Source organism: Microbacterium sp. CR_7 (assembly GCF_041954755.1).
Lineage (GTDB): Bacteria > Actinomycetota > Actinomycetes > Actinomycetales > Microbacteriaceae > Microbacterium.
On the sequence record NZ_JAVAYF010000006.1, the window covers coordinates 77,012 to 93,219 of the forward strand.

Annotated in this window: 15 protein-coding genes; 2 read left to right on the forward strand and 13 right to left on the reverse strand. The window is 67.8% G+C overall.

Annotation, left to right across the window (positions count from 1 at the left end):
- The first annotated feature begins 89 nt into the window (after positions 1-89).
- A complete protein-coding gene (locus RAC81_RS14200; protein ID WP_375082969.1) occupies positions 90-1,292 on the forward strand; it encodes a hypothetical protein in 1,203 nt (400 codons plus the stop codon).
- Positions 1,293-1,366: 74 nt separating this feature from the next.
- On the opposite strand, the gene RAC81_RS14205 is transcribed toward RAC81_RS14200, so the two are convergent.
- The 11 genes from RAC81_RS14205 to RAC81_RS14255 form a co-directional block, all read right to left on the reverse strand.
- Entirely contained in the window at positions 1,367-1,720 is a 354-nt protein-coding gene (locus tag RAC81_RS14205) for an RNA polymerase-binding protein RbpA (RefSeq protein WP_096715619.1), read from the reverse strand.
- Positions 1,720-1,968: a preprotein translocase subunit SecG gene (gene secG, locus RAC81_RS14210; RefSeq protein WP_050723792.1), complete on the reverse strand. Its 249-nt coding sequence runs from the start codon at positions 1,966-1,968 to the stop codon at positions 1,720-1,722. The genes RAC81_RS14205 and secG overlap by 1 nt, the downstream gene beginning before the upstream one ends.
- An 85-nt stretch (positions 1,969-2,053) precedes the next feature.
- A complete protein-coding gene (gene tpiA / locus RAC81_RS14215) occupies positions 2,054-2,845 on the reverse strand; it encodes a triose-phosphate isomerase (RefSeq protein ID WP_341934123.1) in 792 nt (263 codons plus the stop codon).
- On the reverse strand, positions 2,836-4,050 hold the full coding sequence (locus RAC81_RS14220; RefSeq protein WP_375082970.1) for a phosphoglycerate kinase: 1,215 nt from the start codon (positions 4,048-4,050) through the stop codon (positions 2,836-2,838). Before RAC81_RS14220 ends, tpiA begins: the two co-directional genes overlap by 10 nt.
- A 10-nt stretch (positions 4,051-4,060) precedes the next feature.
- Positions 4,061-5,071 carry a type I glyceraldehyde-3-phosphate dehydrogenase gene (gene gap, locus RAC81_RS14225; RefSeq protein WP_375082971.1) on the reverse strand — a complete coding sequence of 337 codons (1,011 nt, stop codon included), beginning with the start codon at positions 5,069-5,071 and terminating at the stop codon, positions 4,061-4,063.
- Between the two features lie 115 nt (positions 5,072-5,186).
- Positions 5,187-5,813 (reverse strand): superoxide dismutase, encoded by a 627-nt coding sequence (locus tag RAC81_RS14230; RefSeq protein ID WP_096715624.1) that lies wholly within the window; start codon positions 5,811-5,813, stop codon positions 5,187-5,189.
- A 184-nt stretch (positions 5,814-5,997) separates the two neighbouring features.
- Positions 5,998-6,975: a DNA-binding protein WhiA gene (gene whiA, locus RAC81_RS14235; protein WP_096715625.1), complete on the reverse strand. Its 978-nt coding sequence runs from the start codon at positions 6,973-6,975 to the stop codon at positions 5,998-6,000.
- A 68-nt stretch (positions 6,976-7,043) separates the two neighbouring features.
- Positions 7,044-7,916, reverse strand: coding sequence for an RNase adapter RapZ (gene rapZ, locus RAC81_RS14240; RefSeq protein WP_375082972.1), 873 nt, complete (start codon positions 7,914-7,916; stop codon positions 7,044-7,046).
- A gap of 44 nt (positions 7,917-7,960) precedes the next feature.
- Positions 7,961-9,865, reverse strand: a complete 1,905-nt coding sequence (gene uvrC, locus RAC81_RS14245) for an excinuclease ABC subunit UvrC (protein WP_341934119.1) — start codon at positions 9,863-9,865, stop codon at positions 7,961-7,963.
- Positions 9,865-12,753, reverse strand: coding sequence for an excinuclease ABC subunit UvrA (uvrA, locus tag RAC81_RS14250; RefSeq protein WP_375082973.1), 2,889 nt, complete (start codon positions 12,751-12,753; stop codon positions 9,865-9,867). The genes uvrC and uvrA overlap by 1 nt, the downstream gene beginning before the upstream one ends.
- A 204-nt stretch (positions 12,754-12,957) precedes the next feature.
- Positions 12,958-13,398: a MarR family winged helix-turn-helix transcriptional regulator gene (locus RAC81_RS14255; RefSeq protein WP_375082974.1), complete on the reverse strand. Its 441-nt coding sequence runs from the start codon at positions 13,396-13,398 to the stop codon at positions 12,958-12,960.
- 44 nt (positions 13,399-13,442) lie between these two features.
- On the opposite strand from RAC81_RS14255, the gene RAC81_RS14260 reads away from it, so the two are divergent.
- Entirely contained in the window at positions 13,443-13,682 is a 240-nt protein-coding gene (locus RAC81_RS14260) for a hypothetical protein (protein ID WP_251588766.1), read from the forward strand.
- A gap of 83 nt (positions 13,683-13,765) precedes the next feature.
- Here the strand turns inward: RAC81_RS14260 and RAC81_RS14265 are convergent, their stop codons facing one another.
- Positions 13,766-14,098, reverse strand: coding sequence for a TfoX/Sxy family protein (locus RAC81_RS14265; RefSeq protein WP_375082975.1), 333 nt, complete (start codon positions 14,096-14,098; stop codon positions 13,766-13,768).
- A 17-nt stretch (positions 14,099-14,115) separates the two neighbouring features.
- The gene (gene uvrB, locus RAC81_RS14270; protein ID WP_341934109.1) at positions 14,116-16,188 is read right to left on the reverse strand and encodes an excinuclease ABC subunit UvrB; all 2,073 of its coding nucleotides are present in this window, start codon (positions 16,186-16,188) and stop codon (positions 14,116-14,118) included.
- Positions 16,189-16,208: the final 20 nt, after the last annotated feature.

Genomic DNA, 16,208 nt, shown 5'->3' on the forward strand with positions numbered 1-16,208 from the left:
ATGCGGAGGCCTTCTTCTTTTTCTCCGTCGAGTCGACGATCTTCTGGCAGAGTCGAGGTACGCAGCGTCCGCACCTGGAGGTCCTCGGCATGACAGCCCCCATCGGCACAGCCGTCACCCCGCGGGGCGGTCATCAGCTTCCCGCACACATCGTGGGCCACTCGCCTCAGCGCGCACCGCGCAAGCGGCGCCCCGGCCTGTGGATCGGACTCGCCGTCGGCGTCGTCGCCGTGGGAACGATCGCCGCGCTGCAGACCACCGCGAGTCTCGGTTACGACGACGCGGAAGCGAACTTCGAATCGGCCCGCGACAGCGCTCAGGTCTCGGTGTCGAACCTCCAGAACTCTGCCGACGGCGTGACGGCGACGACCGAGATCGCGAACCAGCTTCTCCAGAGCGACACGGGCGTGCTCGCCGACGCCGCGTCCAAGGAGGACCTCGGAGCTGCCGTCACCTCCGCCTCGGACACCGTGTCCGCGGCGAGCGAGACGGTGCCGGCGACCCTCCCGGAGGCCGGAGAGAAACCCGTCATCTTCTGGGAGCTGTTCGGCCGAGCGGGCGAGCTCGACGAGCAGGCCGACGATCTCGACGAGTTCGTCAGCGAGCTGGATGCCGAGGTGCCGGGCCTCGCTGACGCCGGTACCTCCGTGGAGGAGGCCGGGCTCGGATTCCTCGGCTCGGCCGCGACCGCGGCCGCCGCGTTCGAGGCGGCCCACATCTCCGCGAAGAACGTCGACGTCATCGCGCTGAGGGACGCGGCGTCCGACGTCTCGGACGCGGTCGCACTCGACGATCTCTCGGTCACCTCGTTCGTCGCGCTGCAGGATGCAGCCGCGCAGGTCGTCGCCTCGGAGCAGGCAGAACTCGCCGAGAAGGCGGGTCCGCTGCAGGGGTCGCGCCTGGAGATCGAGGCGTTCGCACGCTCGCTGGCACCGGGTGTCCTGCTCGAGTTCGACTGGAACCCGATCGTGAACAACGCCGGCGACAACGGCAGCATGGGTGGCCTGACCACCTGGTGGTGGGACGAGCCCGACCGCGCCGTGATCGAGCTGTCGAACTCGGTCGCCGAGCAGTGGCCGGCGGATCGCAGCAAGGCTCTCGTCGCTCATGAGGTCGGCCACGCCATCAGCGTGAAGTGCGAGGACATGTACGACTCGTCGACCCAGGACAGCATCGAGAAGTGGGCGACCGCCTGGGCCATCGGCATGGGGTTCACCGACGATGCGAACGGCGTCTGGGCCTACGGTTACCCGCCGCAGTCGTACATCGACGCCTCCTACGCCTGCCGCTGACCGAGACGCTTCCGCGGTACGACTGAGGCCGCCGCGATCGGATCGCAGCGGCCTCAGTGCCAGTCAGAAGGGGGTCACTGCCCCCGACGCTCGCGCAGCTGCGCGAGGGCGTCTTCGAGGAGCTGGACGGCCTCCTCGTCGGTGCGACGCTCCTTCACGTAGGCGAGATGCGTCTTGTAGGGCTCGGTCTTCGCGAGAGCCGGCGGGTTCTCCTTGTCGCGTCCGGCCGGAAGCCCGGACTGCGGGTGATCGATGATCTCGGGGATCTCCTCTTCGGGGAGACCCGCCGCGAAGTAGCGGACCGTCTCGTTGCCGAGACCGTCCCAATAGGACACGGCGATACGGTCGGCGTGGTAACCGTGGTCCTGCTCGCCCATCGGTCCGGAACCCACGCGGGTTCCGCGGATCGCGTTGCCACCGGTGGCCATCAGATCACCTCGAACTTCGTGATGAGTCCGAGCGCGACGATCGCCACGAACCACGCGAGAGCGAGGATCACGGTGAAGCGGTTGAGATTGCGCTCGGCGAGGCCGGAGGAGCCGACCGCCGTCGACATGCCGCCGCCGAACATGTCGGACAGGCCGCCGCCGCGCCCCTTGTGGAGCAGGATGAGGAGGGTCAGCAGGACGCTGGTGATACCCAGCACGACCTGCAGGACGAACTCGAGAATTTCCACGAGGAAGAGCCTTTCGCTGGGGCACGACTGCCCCCGTAACGGTCAAGTATACGGTGCGGCGGGGCCGGAGCCCCGCCGCACTCGCTCACACTCCGACGTGCTTCTCGAAGCGGATGATCGCCGCGAACTCGTCGACGACGAGGCTCGCGCCTCCGACGAGAGCGCCGTCGACGTCCGGTTCGCGCATGAAGCTGGCGATGTTCGCCGCCTTCACGGACCCGCCGTAGAGGATGCGCGTACGCGCCGCCGCGTCGTCGCCGAGCACGCTCGCGATCACGCCGCGCAGCGCAGCACAGACGTCCTGCGCCTGCTGCGGCGTGGCCGCCTGACCGGAGCCGATGGCCCACACGGGCTCGTAGGCCACGACGATGTCGGCGTCCTTCGAGAGCCCCTGCAGGGCCTTCTCCAGCTGGCCGGCCGGAACCGCGCTCGCGCCGAACTTCTCGAGGTCCTCCGAGGTCTCCCCCACGCAGATGACCGGCACGAGACCGTGCTTCAGGGCCGCCTTCGTCTTCGCCGCCACGACCTCGTCGGACTCGGCGTGGTACTCACGGCGCTCCGAGTGGCCGATGATGACGTACTTCGCGTCGAGCTTCGACAGGAACGCGCCCGACACCTCGCCGGTGTAGGCACCGGAGTCGTGCGCGGACAGATCCTGGGCTCCGAGTGCGAACGGGATCTTGTCCGCGTCGATGAGCGTCTGCACGCTGCGGATGTCGGTGAAGGGCGGGAACACCGCGACCTCGACAGAGCCGTCCTCGTGCTTCGCGTCCTTCAGCGTCCAGTGCAGCTTCTGCACGAACGCGACCGCCTGCAGGTGGTCGAGGTTCATCTTCCAGTTGCCCGCGATCAGCGGGGTACGGCTGTTCACTGCCATCCGAGCACCTCCAGGCCGGGTAGTTTCTTGCCCTCGAGGAACTCGAGGCTGGCGCCGCCGCCCGTCGAGATGTGACCGAAGCGGTCGTCGTCGAAGCCGAGCTGACGCACAGCTGCAGCCGAGTCGCCGCCGCCGACGACGCTGAGGCCGTCGACCTCGGTGAGCGCCTGCGCGACGGCCTTGGTACCCGCGGCGAATGCCGGGAACTCGAACACGCCCATCGGGCCGTTCCAGAACACGGTCTTCGAGCTGCGGATGACCTCGGCGAAGCGCGCCGCCGTCTCCGGTCCGATGTCGAGGCCGATGCCCGAGCCGCCGAACGCGGTGTCCTCGATCGCGTCGGCCGCGGCGACCTCGTGGTCGGCGTCGGCCGAGAACGCGGACGCCACGACGACGTCCGTCGGGAGAACGAGCTCGACGCCCCGCTCCTCGGCCTCGGCGATGTAGCCGCGGACGGTCTCGAGCTGGTCATCTTCCAGGAGGCTGGATGCCACGGCGTGGCCCTGCGCCTTCAGGAAGGTGAACAGCATCCCGCCGCCGACGAGGATGCGGTCGACGCGCGGGAGGAGGTGCGAGATTACACCGAGCTTGTCGCTGACCTTCGAGCCGCCGAGGACGACGGCGTAGGGGCGCTCGGGATTCTCGGTCAGGCGGTCGAGCACGTCGAGCTCGGCGGCGATCAGCAGTCCGGCGGCCGAAGGGATTCGCTCAGCGAGGTCGTACACGCTGGCCTGCTTGCGGTGCACCACGCCGAACCCGTCGGAGACGAGCACGTCACCCAGCTCTGCGAGCTGCGCGGCGAACGCACCGCGCTCCTCGTCGTCCTTCGAGGTCTCCCCCGGGTTGAAGCGCAGGTTCTCGATGACGACGACGCCGCCGTCCTCCAGCGAGGAGACGGCCTCGTGAGCCGACTCCCCCACCGTGTCACGGGCGAACGCGACCGGCTTGCCGAGCAGCTCGGACAGTCGCTGCGCAACCGGCTCGAGGCTGTACTGCGGGTTGGGTGCGCCATCGGGACGACCGAGGTGCGAGCACACGACGACGCGGGCGCCCGCGTTGATGAGGGCGTTGAGGGTCGGCAGCGAGGCGCGTACACGGCCATCGTCCGTTATGACCCCGTCCCGCAGGGGGACGTTGAGATCACAACGGACGATGACGCGCTTGCCCTCGAGCGAACCCAGTGAATCCAGGGTGCGCAGAGTCATGGGAGATGTCTCAGAGACGCTCGGCCACGTACTCGGTGAGGTCGACGAGACGGTTGGAGTAGCCCCACTCGTTGTCGTACCAGCTGGAGACCTTGACCAGGTTGCCGCTGACGTTGGTCAGCGTCGAGTCGAAGATCGAGGAGTGCGGGTTGTGCACGATGTCGCTCGACACGATCGGGTCGGCGTTGTACTGCAGGTACCCGGCGAGGCGACCGTCGGCCGCAGCCTTCTTGTACGCCTCGTTGACCTCGTCGACCGTGAGGTTCTCGCGGTCGGTGATCAGGGTGAGGTCGACGATCGAGCCCGTGGGGACCGGAACGCGGTACGACGAGCCGCTGAGCTTGCCGTTGAGCTCCGGGAGGACCTCGCCGATGGCCTTGGCGGCACCGGTCGATGCGGGGGTGATGTTGATCGCCGCGGCGCGGGCACGGCGCAGGTCGCTGTGCGGTCCGTCCTGCAGGTTCTGGTCGGCGGTGTAGGCGTGCGCGGTCATCATGAAGCCGCGGTCGATGCCGAACGCGTCGTTGAACACCTTCGCGAGCGGCGCGAGGCAGTTCGTCGTGCAGGACGCGTTGGAGATGATGTGGTCGGTCTCGGGGTTGTACGTGTCCTCGTTCACGCCCATGACGAACGTGCCGTCGACACCGGTGCCCGGAGCCGAGATCAGGACCTTCTTGGCGCCTGCGTCGATGTGCTTCTTCGCGGCCTCGGCCTTGGTGAAGAAGCCGGTCGACTCGATGACGATGTCGACACCCAGCTCACCCCACGGGAGGTTGGCAGGGTCGCGCTCGGCGAACGCCTTGATCTGCTTGCCGTTGACCGTGATGCTCTCGTCGTCGTAGCTGATCTCGGCGTCGAGGACGCCGCCGACCGAGTCGTACTTCAGCAGGTGCGCCAGGGTCTTGTTGTCGGTGAGGTCGTTGACCGCGACGATCTCGAGGTCAGCGCCCTGCGCGAGAGCCGCGCGGAAGTAGTTGCGTCCGATGCGGCCGAAGCCGTTGATACCGATCTTGACAGACACTCAGGTCTCCCTGTTTCTCGTGCGCTGTGCGCAGCATTCGTGCGTGCGCGGTGCGCGGGGGTTTTTGGCTGAGATGGCGTCCCGACGAGACCAGGCCCGCCGGGACGCGACCCGATTACGACAGTACCAGCAGGCCGTTCGTCTGCTGACGGGCGACGTCGAGGCGCTGTGCCACGTTCTCCCAGTTGGCGATGTTCCACGCGGCCTTGACGTAGTCGGCCTTCACGTTGAGGTAGTCGAGGTAGAAGGCGTGCTCCCACATGTCGAGCTGGAACAGCGGGATGGTGCCCTGCGCGGTGTTCGACTGCTGGTCGAACAGCTGCTGGATGATCAGGCGCTGGCCGATCGAGTCCCAGCTGAGCACGGCCCAGCCGGAGCCCTGGATTCCGGTGGCAGCAGCGGTGAAGTGGGCCTGGAACTTCTCGAACGAGCCGAAGTACTCGTCGATGGCAGCCTTCAGCTCGCCCTCGGGCTGGCCGCCGCCGTTCGGCGACAGGTTCGTCCAGAAGATGGAGTGGTTGACGTGACCGCCGAGGTTGAACGCGAGGTCCTTCTCGAGCTTGTTCACGTTCGCCAGGTTGCCGCTCTCGCGGGCTTCGGCGAGCTGCTCGAGCGCGGTGTTCGCGCCGGCGACGTAGGTGGCGTGGTGCTTGTCGTGGTGCAGCTCCATGATCTTGCCGCTGATGTGCGGCTCCAGTGCTGCGAAGTCGTAGGGAAGGTCGGGGAGCGTGTAGGTCGCCATATCGCTTTCATCCAATCCGCGCCGCGCCGCGGCGCTTGCCGATCCTCCGCGCTGCCGAATGCGGTGCGGAGCAGACGTAACTCATCCTAGTGAGGACAACACATCGTCACCCCTGATCCTTCCGCCGTATGACGAAGAGAGGCGACCCCTTGACAGGGGTCGCCTCTCGTCTCTCGGACTCGGGTCAGACGTCGAGGCCGGCGGGAACGGCGGCCTCGGTACCGGGGATGCCCTCCTGCTGGGCGCGCTTGTCCGCCATCGCGAGGAGGCGGCGGATGCGGCCGGCCACGGCATCCTTCGTCATGGGCGGGTCGGCGTGGTGACCGAGCTCGTCGAGGCTCGCGTCGCGGTGGGCGAGGCGCAGCTCTCCGGCGACCCGGAGGTGGTCGGGCACCTCGTCGGCGAGGATCTCGAGCGCGCGCTCGACGCGGGCGCACGCGGCGACGGCAGCCTGGGCGGAGCGACGCAGGTTCGCGTCGTCGAAGTTCACGAGACGGTTGACGCCGGCGCGGACCTCGCGACGCTGACGCATCTCCTCCCACGCGACGGCGGTCTTCTGAGCACCCATCTCAGCGAGGATGGTGCGGATGGCCTCGCCCTCGCGGACCACGACGCGCGGCATGCCGCGGACCTCACGGGCCTTGGCAGCGACCCCGAGCCGGTGCGCGGCGCCGACCAGTGCCATCGCGGCCTCGGACGACGGGCAGGCGATCTCGAGCATGGCCGAGCGGCCGGGCTCGCTGAGGGTTCCCGCGGCGAGGAAGGCGCCACGCCAGAGACCGGCGACCTCGGCACGCGAGCCGGTGGTGAGGCGATTGGGCAGGCCCCGAACGGGGCGGCGGCGCTGGTCGAGCAGGCCGGTCTGCCGAGCGAGGGTCTCCCCCGCGGCGATCACACGCACGGCCCATCGGGCGCCGTCGTTCGCGGTGCTCGACTGAACCTGGGCGATCTCGGGACGGACGCCGTAGATCTCTGCGAGGTCGCGCGCGACGCGCTGCGCCAGCACTTCGGCATCCACCTCCGCCTCGACGGCGACCCGTCCGGCGATCGAATGCAGCCCGCCGGCGAACCGCAGGATCGATGTGACCTCCGCGACACGCACCGTGGGGGGTGCATTGCGGATGCTGACCAGCTCAGCCTTGACGTCGGTGGTTAGTGCCACGACACTCCTCTACGCTCACGCGCCGGATCGCGACGCAAACCTCCAGCCTACTCCGGCGGAGGCGCCTGCTATTCCCTGCCGAGGTCGCGGTGACGGACGTTGACGGCCACGCCCGGCACCGCCGCGAGCCGACGCGCCAGCTCCTCCACCATCGCGACCGAGCGGTGCTTGCCTCCGGTGCAGCCCACAGCCACCGTCGAATGGCTCTTGTTCTCGCGCTGATACCCCTCGAGCACGGGGGTCAGCGCGGCCGTGTACGCGTCGAGGAACTCGGCGGCTCCCTCTCGCGACAGCACGAAGTCCCTGACCTCTTCGTCCTTCCCCGTCAGTCCGCGCAGCTCCTCGTTCCAGAACGGGTTCGGGAGGAAGCGCATATCGGCGACGAGGTCGACGTCGGTCGGGAGTCCGTACTTGAAACCGAAGCTCATGAGCGTCAGGCGGTGCCGAGGCGCCCCCTCCTCGGCGAACAGCTCGGAGACCTGGGTGGCCAGCTGGTGGATGTTGAGCGCCGAGGTGTCGATCACGATGTCGGCGGCTTCGCGGATCGGGGCGAGACGCGACCGTTCGCCGCGGATGCCGTCGAGCAGCGTCCCGTCCTCCTGGAGCGGGTGCGGCCGCCGCACCGACTCGAATCGTCGCACGAGAACGTCGTCGGAGGCGTCGAGGAACAGCACGCGCACGGAGCCGCGCGAACGAAGCGCCCTGGCGACACCGGGGAAGTCGTCGAAGAGGTTGCGGCCGCGCACGTCGACCACAGCCGCGACCTTGGGAAGCGCGTTGCCGCCCATGTCGGTGAGGTCGAGCAGCGGCCGCAGGATCTGCGGCGGCAGGTTGTCGACCACGTACCAGCCCAGGTCCTCCAGAGCGTTGGCGACGGTCGTCCGACCGGCGCCAGACATGCCCGTGACGATGAGGAACTCGCCCTTGTCCCCGTCAGTCATCATTACCCCTTCTCCCCGCCGCTTCCAGCCTAGCGAGAACGGGACTACCGGGTGGCGAGATGGGTGTGGATGTTCTGGGCCAGGACGGGGCCGATGCCCTGCACCTGTTCGATCTCGCCGGGAGCTGCCGCGCGGAGCGCGGTGACCGAGCCGAAGTGCTTGAGCAGGACCTTGATCCGCGAGGCTCCGAGCCCGGGGACTTCGGCGAGCACAGTGGTGATGTCGTTCTTGCGGCGCTTGCGCTGATGCGTGATCGCGAAGCGGTGTGCCTCGTCGCGGAGCCGCTGCAAAAGGTACAGGGCCTCACTGGTGCGAGGGAGGATCACGGGGAAGTCGTCGCCGGGCAGCCAGATCTCCTCGAGCCGCTTGGCGATGCCGCAGACGGCGATCTCGGTGTGACCCGAGTCGCGCAGAGCGCGCGCCGCGGCCTCGACCTGAGGCTGGCCGCCGTCGACGAGCAGAAGCTGCGGCGGGTAGGCGAATCGCGGCCGCCGCTTGACCGTGGCCTCGCCGACGTCCTCCCCCACGATCTCGTCGGTCGTCGGGTCGATGACCTCGGTCTCGTCTGGCTTGTCGAGGTAGGCGAGGCGGCGGGTGAGCACCTGGTACATGGAGTCGGTGTCGTCGGTCGTCTCCGCGATGTTGAAAGAACGGTACTGGTCTTTCCGCGGCAGACCGTCTTCGAACACCACCATCGAGGCGACGACGTTGGTGCCGCCGAGGTGCGAGATGTCGAAGCACTCGATGCGCAGCGGGGCCTCGGACATGCCGAGGGCCTCCTGCAGATCGGTCAGCGCCTGGGTGCGGGCGACGTAGTCGCTCGTGCGGCGGGTCTTGTGCCTGATGAGCGCCTGCTGCGCATTGATCGTCGCGGTGCGCATGAGGTCGGCCCGCTGCCCGCGCTGGGCGACGGCGATCTCGACCTTCCTCCCCCGTCGCTCGCGGAGCCACTCCTCGAGTTCGGCTGCATCGTCGGGCAGTGTCGGTACCAGGATGCGACGCGGCACGTCCTGTGCATCGCCGTACGCGCGCTGCAGGACCTGGTCGACGAGGTCGGCCGAGGAGATGTCGATCTCCTTCTCGATCGTCAGCGCCCGCACACCGCGCACGCGTCCGCCGCGGATCACGAAGTGCTGCACTGCTGCCGCGAGCTCGTCTTCCGCGATGCCGAACAGGTCGGCGTCTTCGTCGGCGGCGAGCACGAGGGCGCTCTTGCCCAGGACGGCTTCGATGGCCGAGAGCTTGTCGCGGAACTTCGCGGCTGCCTCGTAATCCATCGCGGCCGACGCCGCCAGCATCCGCTTCCGCAGATCACGGGTGAACCGCTCGTCACCACCGGCCATGAAGGCGACGAAGTCGTCGACCATCGCCCGGTGCTCCTCGATCGTGACCGTCATCGAGCAGGGTCCGCCGCACTTGCCGATCTGCCCGGGGAAGCACGGCCGCCCCGTCTGCATGGCGCGCTTGTAGCTCGCGTCGCTGCAGGTCCTGATCGGGAACGCCTTGATCATCAGGTCGATGGTCTCGTGCACCGCCCAGACCTTCGGATAAGGGCCGAAGTACCGCGCGCCGGGGATCTTGCGGTTTCGCGTCACGATCACGCGCGGAGCCTCATCGCCGAGCGTCACCGCCATGAACGGGTACGACTTGTCGTCGCGGTAGCGCACGTTGAAGGGCGGGTCGAACTCCTTGATCCACATGTACTCGAGCTGCAGCGAGTCGACGTCGGTCGGCACGACCGTCCACTCGACCGAGGCCGCAGTCGTGACCATCCGTCGAGTGCGCTCGTGCAGAGTGCGCAGCGGAGCGAAGTAGTTCGACAGCCGCTGGCGCAGGTTCTTCGCCTTGCCCACGTACAGCACACGCCCATCGGCGTCGCGGAAGCGGTACACGCCGGGATCGGTGGGGATCTCACCGGTCCTCGGCTTGTACGGGAGGACGTCGGCCATCAGCTGGCCTTCCGCGCAGAGCGCCCCTCATCCAGGATCTCGGCGAGGAACTGCCCGGTGTGGCTCTCCGCGACGCGAGCGATCTGCTCAGGAGTGCCGGTCGCGAGGATCTCGCCACCACCTGAACCGCCTTCCGGCCCGAGATCGATCACCCAGTCGGCCGACTTGATCACATCGAGATTGTGCTCGATCACGATCACGGTGTTGCCCTTGTCGACGAGTCCGTTCAGCACCTCGAGCAGCTTCCGGACGTCTTCGAAGTGCAGACCGGTGGTCGGCTCGTCGAGCACGTAGATGCTGCGTCCGTTGCTGCGGCGCTGGAGCTCGGTGGCGAGCTTCACGCGCTGCGCCTCGCCGCCGGAGAGCGTCGTGGCCGACTGCCCGAGCCGGACGTACCCGAGGCCGACGTCGACGAGCGTCTTCATGTAGCGGTGGATCGCCTGGATCGGCTCGAAGAACTCCGCGGCCTCCGCGATCGGCATCTCGAGGACCTCGGCGATGTTCTTGCCCTTGTAGTGCACCGCCAGGGTGTCGCGGTTGTACCGCCTGCCGTGGCAGACCTCGCAGTCGACGTACACGTCGGGCAGGAAGTTCATCTCGATCTTGATGGTGCCGTCGCCGGAGCACGCCTCGCAGCGACCGCCCTTGACGTTGAAGCTGAAACGGCCGGGCTGGTAACCCCGCACCTTCGCCTCGGGCGTCTCGCTGAACAGCGACCGGATCCGGTCGAACACGCCGGTGTAGGTGGCCGGGTTCGATCGCGGGGTGCGACCGATCGGCGCCTGGTCGACGTGCACGACCTTGTCGAGGTTGTCGAGTCCGGAGACCCGCGTGTGCTTGCCCGGAACCGTCCGCGCGCCGTTGAGTCGCGAGGCGAGCACCTGGTAGAGGATGTCGTTCACGAGGGACGACTTGCCCGAGCCGCTCACGCCGGTGACGGCGGTGAGCACTCCGAGCGGGAAGTCCACGCTCACGTTCTTAAGGTTGTTCTCCCGCGCCCCGACGACGCTGACCTTGCGCTTCTTGTCGATCTTGCGGCGCTTCGTCGGCGTCGGGATCTCGCGGGCACCCGACAGGTACTCGCCCGTCATCGAATCCGACTCGCTCAGCAGCGCCGAATACGGACCCGAATGCACGACCGCGCCGCCGTTCACACCGGCACCGGGGCCGATGTCGACGACCCAGTCGGCGGCCTCGATCGTCTCTTCGTCGTGCTCGACGACGATGAGGGTGTTCCCGAGGTCGCGGAGCTTGAGGAGTGTGTTGATGAGCCGGCGGTTGTCTCGCTGGTGCAGACCGATCGACGGCTCGTCGAGCACATACAGCACTCCGGTGAGGCCGGAGCCGATCTGCGTGGCGAGGCGGATGCGCTGCGCCTCGCCGCCCGAGAGAGACCCTGCCGAACGGCTGAGGTTCAGGTACGACAGGCCCACTTGCAGCAGGAAGTCGAGACGCAGACGGATCTCACGGAGCACCTGCGCCGCGATCTTCGCTTCGCGGTCGGTGAGCGTGAGGGTCTCCATGAAGGCGCGGGCGTCGGCGAGGCTCAGGTGCGAGACCTCGGCGATCGAGTGCCCGTGCACCTGCACCGCGAGCACCTCGGGCTTGAGGCGGTCGCCGTTGCAGACCGGACACGGGACTTCCCGGAGGTACTCCCCCCAGCGGGCTCGCTGCGTGTCGGACTCGGCCTGGGCGTACTGCCGCTCGATATACGGCACGACGCCCTCGAACCCCGACGCATAGCGCATCTCGCGGCCGTAGCGGTTCTTCCACTTGACGGTCACCTTGTAGTTGTCGCCGCGGAGGATCGCATCCTGCACGTCGACCCTGAGGTCCTGCCACGGGGTGTCGAGCGAGAAGTTGAGGTCGGCGGCGAGCCCCTCGAGCAGGCGCTCGTAGTACTGGAACAGTCCCTTGCCCTGGGTGGTCCAGGGGATGATCGCGCCCTCGCGGATCGAGAGCTCCTCGTCGCCGAGCATCAGATCGACGTCCACCGACATCCGAGTGCCGAGACCCGAGCAGGCCGGGCAGGCGCCGAACGGGGCGTTGAACGAGAACGTGCGGGGCTCGATCTCGGTGAGGCTGAGCGGGTGCCCGTTGGGGCACGCCAGCTTCTCGGAGAACGACTGCCACGCGGCGTCGCCCTCCTCGTCGACGTAGTTGACCTGCACGACCCCGCCGGCGAGGCCGAGGGCGGTCTCGACCGAGTCGGTCACGCGACCCAGGATGTCGTCGGAGGCCACGAGGCGGTCGACGACCACCGCGATGTCGTGCTTGTAGCTCTTCTTCAGCGTCGGCGGCTCCGCGAGCTGGATGAGGTCGCCGTCGACGATGGCTCGCGAATAGCCCTTGGCGCCGAGCTCGCGGAACAGGTCGACGAACTCGCCCTTCTTCTGCGAGACGATCGGGGCGACGATCTGGTAGCGCGTGCGCTCGGGAAGCGTCATGAGCTGATCGGCGATCTGCTGCACGGTCTGACGCTGGATCCGCTCGCCGCACTCGGGGCAGTGCGGGACGCCGATGCGCGCCCAGAGCAGTCGCATGTAGTCGTAGATCTCGGTGATCGTGCCGACGGTCGATCGCGGGTTGCGGTTCGTCGACTTCTGGTCGATCGACACCGCGGGGCTCAGACCCTCGATGAAATCGACATCAGGACGGTCGACCTGACCGAGGAACTGGCGCGCGTAGGCGCTCAGCGATTCGACGTAGCGGCGCTGCCCCTCGGCGAAGATCGTGTCGAACGCGAGGCTCGACTTGCCCGACCCGGACAGGCCGGTGAACACGACGAGCGAATCACGCGGGATGTCGATGTCGACGTTCTTCAGATTGTGGACGCGGGCACCGCGAACACTGAGTTTTCCTGGGGATGCGACGGGGACGATTGGCACTGGTCAAGTCTACGAGGGGCCACGGACATTGGCTCCGCCGAGGGGGTCCACGGGGCTGGGAAGCGGCCGAGACTCCGCCTCCGCCCTCCTCAGAGCCGTCAGCGCCGCAGCCGGTCCGACGACGAGTGAGCCGGACGCTGCCGGGGCGAGCACGCTCGATCGCAACGAGGGAGACGACGAGAAGCCGCAGCAGGATGCTGCGGGTCAGGCGTCGACCCGGCGCCCGGCGAACGGCGCCAGACCGTCGCGCAGATCGGCGATCCCCGCGGCATCCATCCCGACGGCCTCCATCACCTGGCGCGGCACATCGAGGGCGCGCTCACGGAGCGCCCTCCCCGCCTCGGTCAGCGTGATGTCGAGGCGACGCTCGTCCCGGGCGCTCCGCAGTCGCGCGATGAGACCGTCGGCCTCGAGACGCTTGACGAGCGGCGATGCACTCGCGGGTTCGAGTGCGAGGTCCGACGCGAGGTCGTTCAGCGACCGCGGAGCGCGCTCCCACAGTGCGAGCATCACGAGGTACTGCGGGTGAGTGAGACCGAGCGGTTCGAGGATCGGTCGATAGATCGCGACGACGTTGCGCGCCGCCGTGACCAGCGCGAAGCACAGTTGGTTCTCGAGTCGCAGGAGGTCGTCGGAGGTCGCCATGCCGCCACTATACAAGACCACTAATAGTTAGTACACTAAGGAACATGACGAACCCCGAGCGTGCTCCCCTCCGCGACCGCATCCGCGCCGCCGGCGGTCTCTACTCGTGGGTCAACTCGAACCTGATCCGCTTCGCCGGGCCGGCCTCGGTCGGCCCGTACGAGAAGACTCCACCGCCCAGCGCGGCCGAGCGCGCCGAACGTGCCTGCCCGTTGTGCGGTGCCCCGATGAGCACTCACGTCATCGATCGATCCGGGCCGAAGACCCTCGTCCACTGCCCCTGAGCTCAGAGGCGAGATCGATCCGCCCCTGAGCGTCCGGTTCCACGGGGCGCCAGGCGCTACCGGTCGTCGGGAGCGGGCGACCATCACTCCTGTCGGTCGGCGTCCTCCCGCGCGACGTCCAGCCAGAACGCGAGCGCCTCGTCGTCGGCCGTCGCCTCGGGTGCCACGTCGAGCCAGCCGGTTCCCATCGTGCGGGGACCCATCACCGCGGTCGTCACGCCGGGTCGGGCGACCAGCGCCGCGCCGGTCTCTTCGTGCACTCGGACCAGAAGCACTCCCGCCGAGCGCGCACCGACGAGGATGTGGCCGTCGACGAGGAACGCCCGGGTGCCGAACATCCGCTTCTCCTCGACGTCTCCGCCCAGCGTCAGCAGCGCCCGCACCCGGTCGGCGAGTTCTTCTCCCGCAGCATCCATCGTCAGACGCCTTCCGCTCAGGCGTGCCCGGCACGCTCCATGGCCCGCAGCTCCTTCTTCAGGTCCTGCACCTCGTCGCGCAGACGACCCGCGAGCTCGAACTTGAGCTCGGCGGCTGCGGCGAGCATCTGGTTCGACAGATCCTCGATCGTCGCCTCGAGCTGCTGAGCTCCCTCGGCCGCGATGCCCGTGCGACGCAGGTTGGGCGTCGGGGACTTGCCCTTGCCCGACGCCTTGCCGCGCCCGGCCAGCATGTCGGCCGTGTCTGCGCCCTCTCGGGCCAGGACCTCGGTGATGTCGGCGATGCGCTTGCGCAGCGGCTGCGGATCGATGCCGTGTTCCTTGTTGTAGGCGATCTGCTTGTCGCGACGTCGATCGGTCTCCTCGATGGCCTTGGCCATCGAGTCCGTCATGTTGTCGGCGTACATGTGGACCTCACCCGACACGTTTCGCGCGGCACGACCGATCGTCTGGATGAGCGACGTGCCCGAGCGGAGGAAGCCCTCCTTGTCGGCGTCGAGAATCGCCACCAGCGACACCTCCGGCAGGTCGAGTCCCTCTCGGAGGAGGTTGATGCCGACCAGCACGTCGTAGACGCCCGCCCGCAGCTCGCTGAGGAGTTCCACGCGGCGCAGGGTGTCGACATCGGAGTGCAGGTAGCGAACCCGCACCCCGTGCTCACCGAGGAAGTCGGTGAGCTCCTCCGCCATCTTCTTCGTCAGTGTCGTGACGAGGACGCGCTCGTCACGTTCGACACGGACCCGGATCTCTTCGAGCAGGTCGTCGATCTGTCCCTTCGACGGCTTGACGACGATGTGCGGATCGACGAGGCCGGTCGGGCGGATGATCTGCTCCACCACCCCGTCGGCGATACCCATCTCGTACTTGCCCGGTGTGGCCGACAGATACACGGTCTGTCCCACGCGATTCTTGAACTCGTCCCAGCGCAGCGGCCGGTTGTCCATCGCGCTGGGCAGCCGGAACCCGTGGTCGACGAGCGTGCGCTTGCGCGAGGCATCGCCCTCGTACATCGCGCCGATCTGCGGAACGGTCACATGCGACTCGTCGATCACCAGCAGGAAGTCGTCGGGGAAGAAGTCCAGCAGCGTGTGCGGGGGCTCGCCCGGCATCCGACCGTCCATGTGCCGCGAGTAGTTCTCGATGCCCGAGCAGAAGCCGAGCTGCTGCAGCATCTCGAGGTCGAACGTGGTTCGCATGCGCAGGCGCTGCGCTTCGAGGAGCTTGCCCTGGCGCTCGAACTCGGCCAGACGCTCTTCGAGCTCGTGCTCGATCGTGCCGATGGAGCGCTGGATCACGTCGGTGCCCGCGACGTAGTGCGACGCAGGGAAGATCGGGACGGAGTCGAGCTTCTCGATCACCTCTCCGGTCAGCGGGTGCAGCGAGTAGAGGGCTTCGATCTCGTCGCCGAAGAGCTCGATGCGGATCGCATGCTCCTCGTACACCGGGATGATCTCGATCGTGTCGCCGCGCACGCGGAAGTTGCCCCGCGAGAAGTCGACGTCGTTGCGGTTGTACTGCATCGCGATGAACTGCCTGATGAGGGCATCGCGGTCGTATCGCTCCCCCACCTGCAGCGCGACCATGGCGCGCAGGTACTCCTCCGGCGCACCGAGTCCGTAGATGCACGACACGGTCGAGACGACGACGACGTCTCGTCTGCTCAGCAGAGAGTTGGTCGTCGAGTGACGGAGACGCTCGACCTCGGCGTTGATCGACGAGTCCTTCTCGATGAAGGTGTCGGTCTGCGGGACGTACGCCTCTGGTTGGTAGTAGTCGTAGTACGAGACGAAGTACTCGACCGCGTTGTTCGGCATGAGCTCGCGGAACTCGTTCGCCAGCTGAGCGGCGAGGGTCTTGTTGTGGGCGAGGACGAGCGTCGGGCGCTGCACCTGCTCGACGAGCCAGGCCGTGGTCGCCGACTTGCCCGTACCGGTGGCGCCGAGCAGCACGATGTCGGTCTCGCCGGCGTTGATGCGCGAGGCGAGCTCCGCGATCGCCTGGGGCTGGTCGCCGGCCGGGGCGTACTCGCTGATGACCTCGAACGGTCGGACGCTGCGGGTGGTCTGCATACATCAAGCGTAGGCCGGGC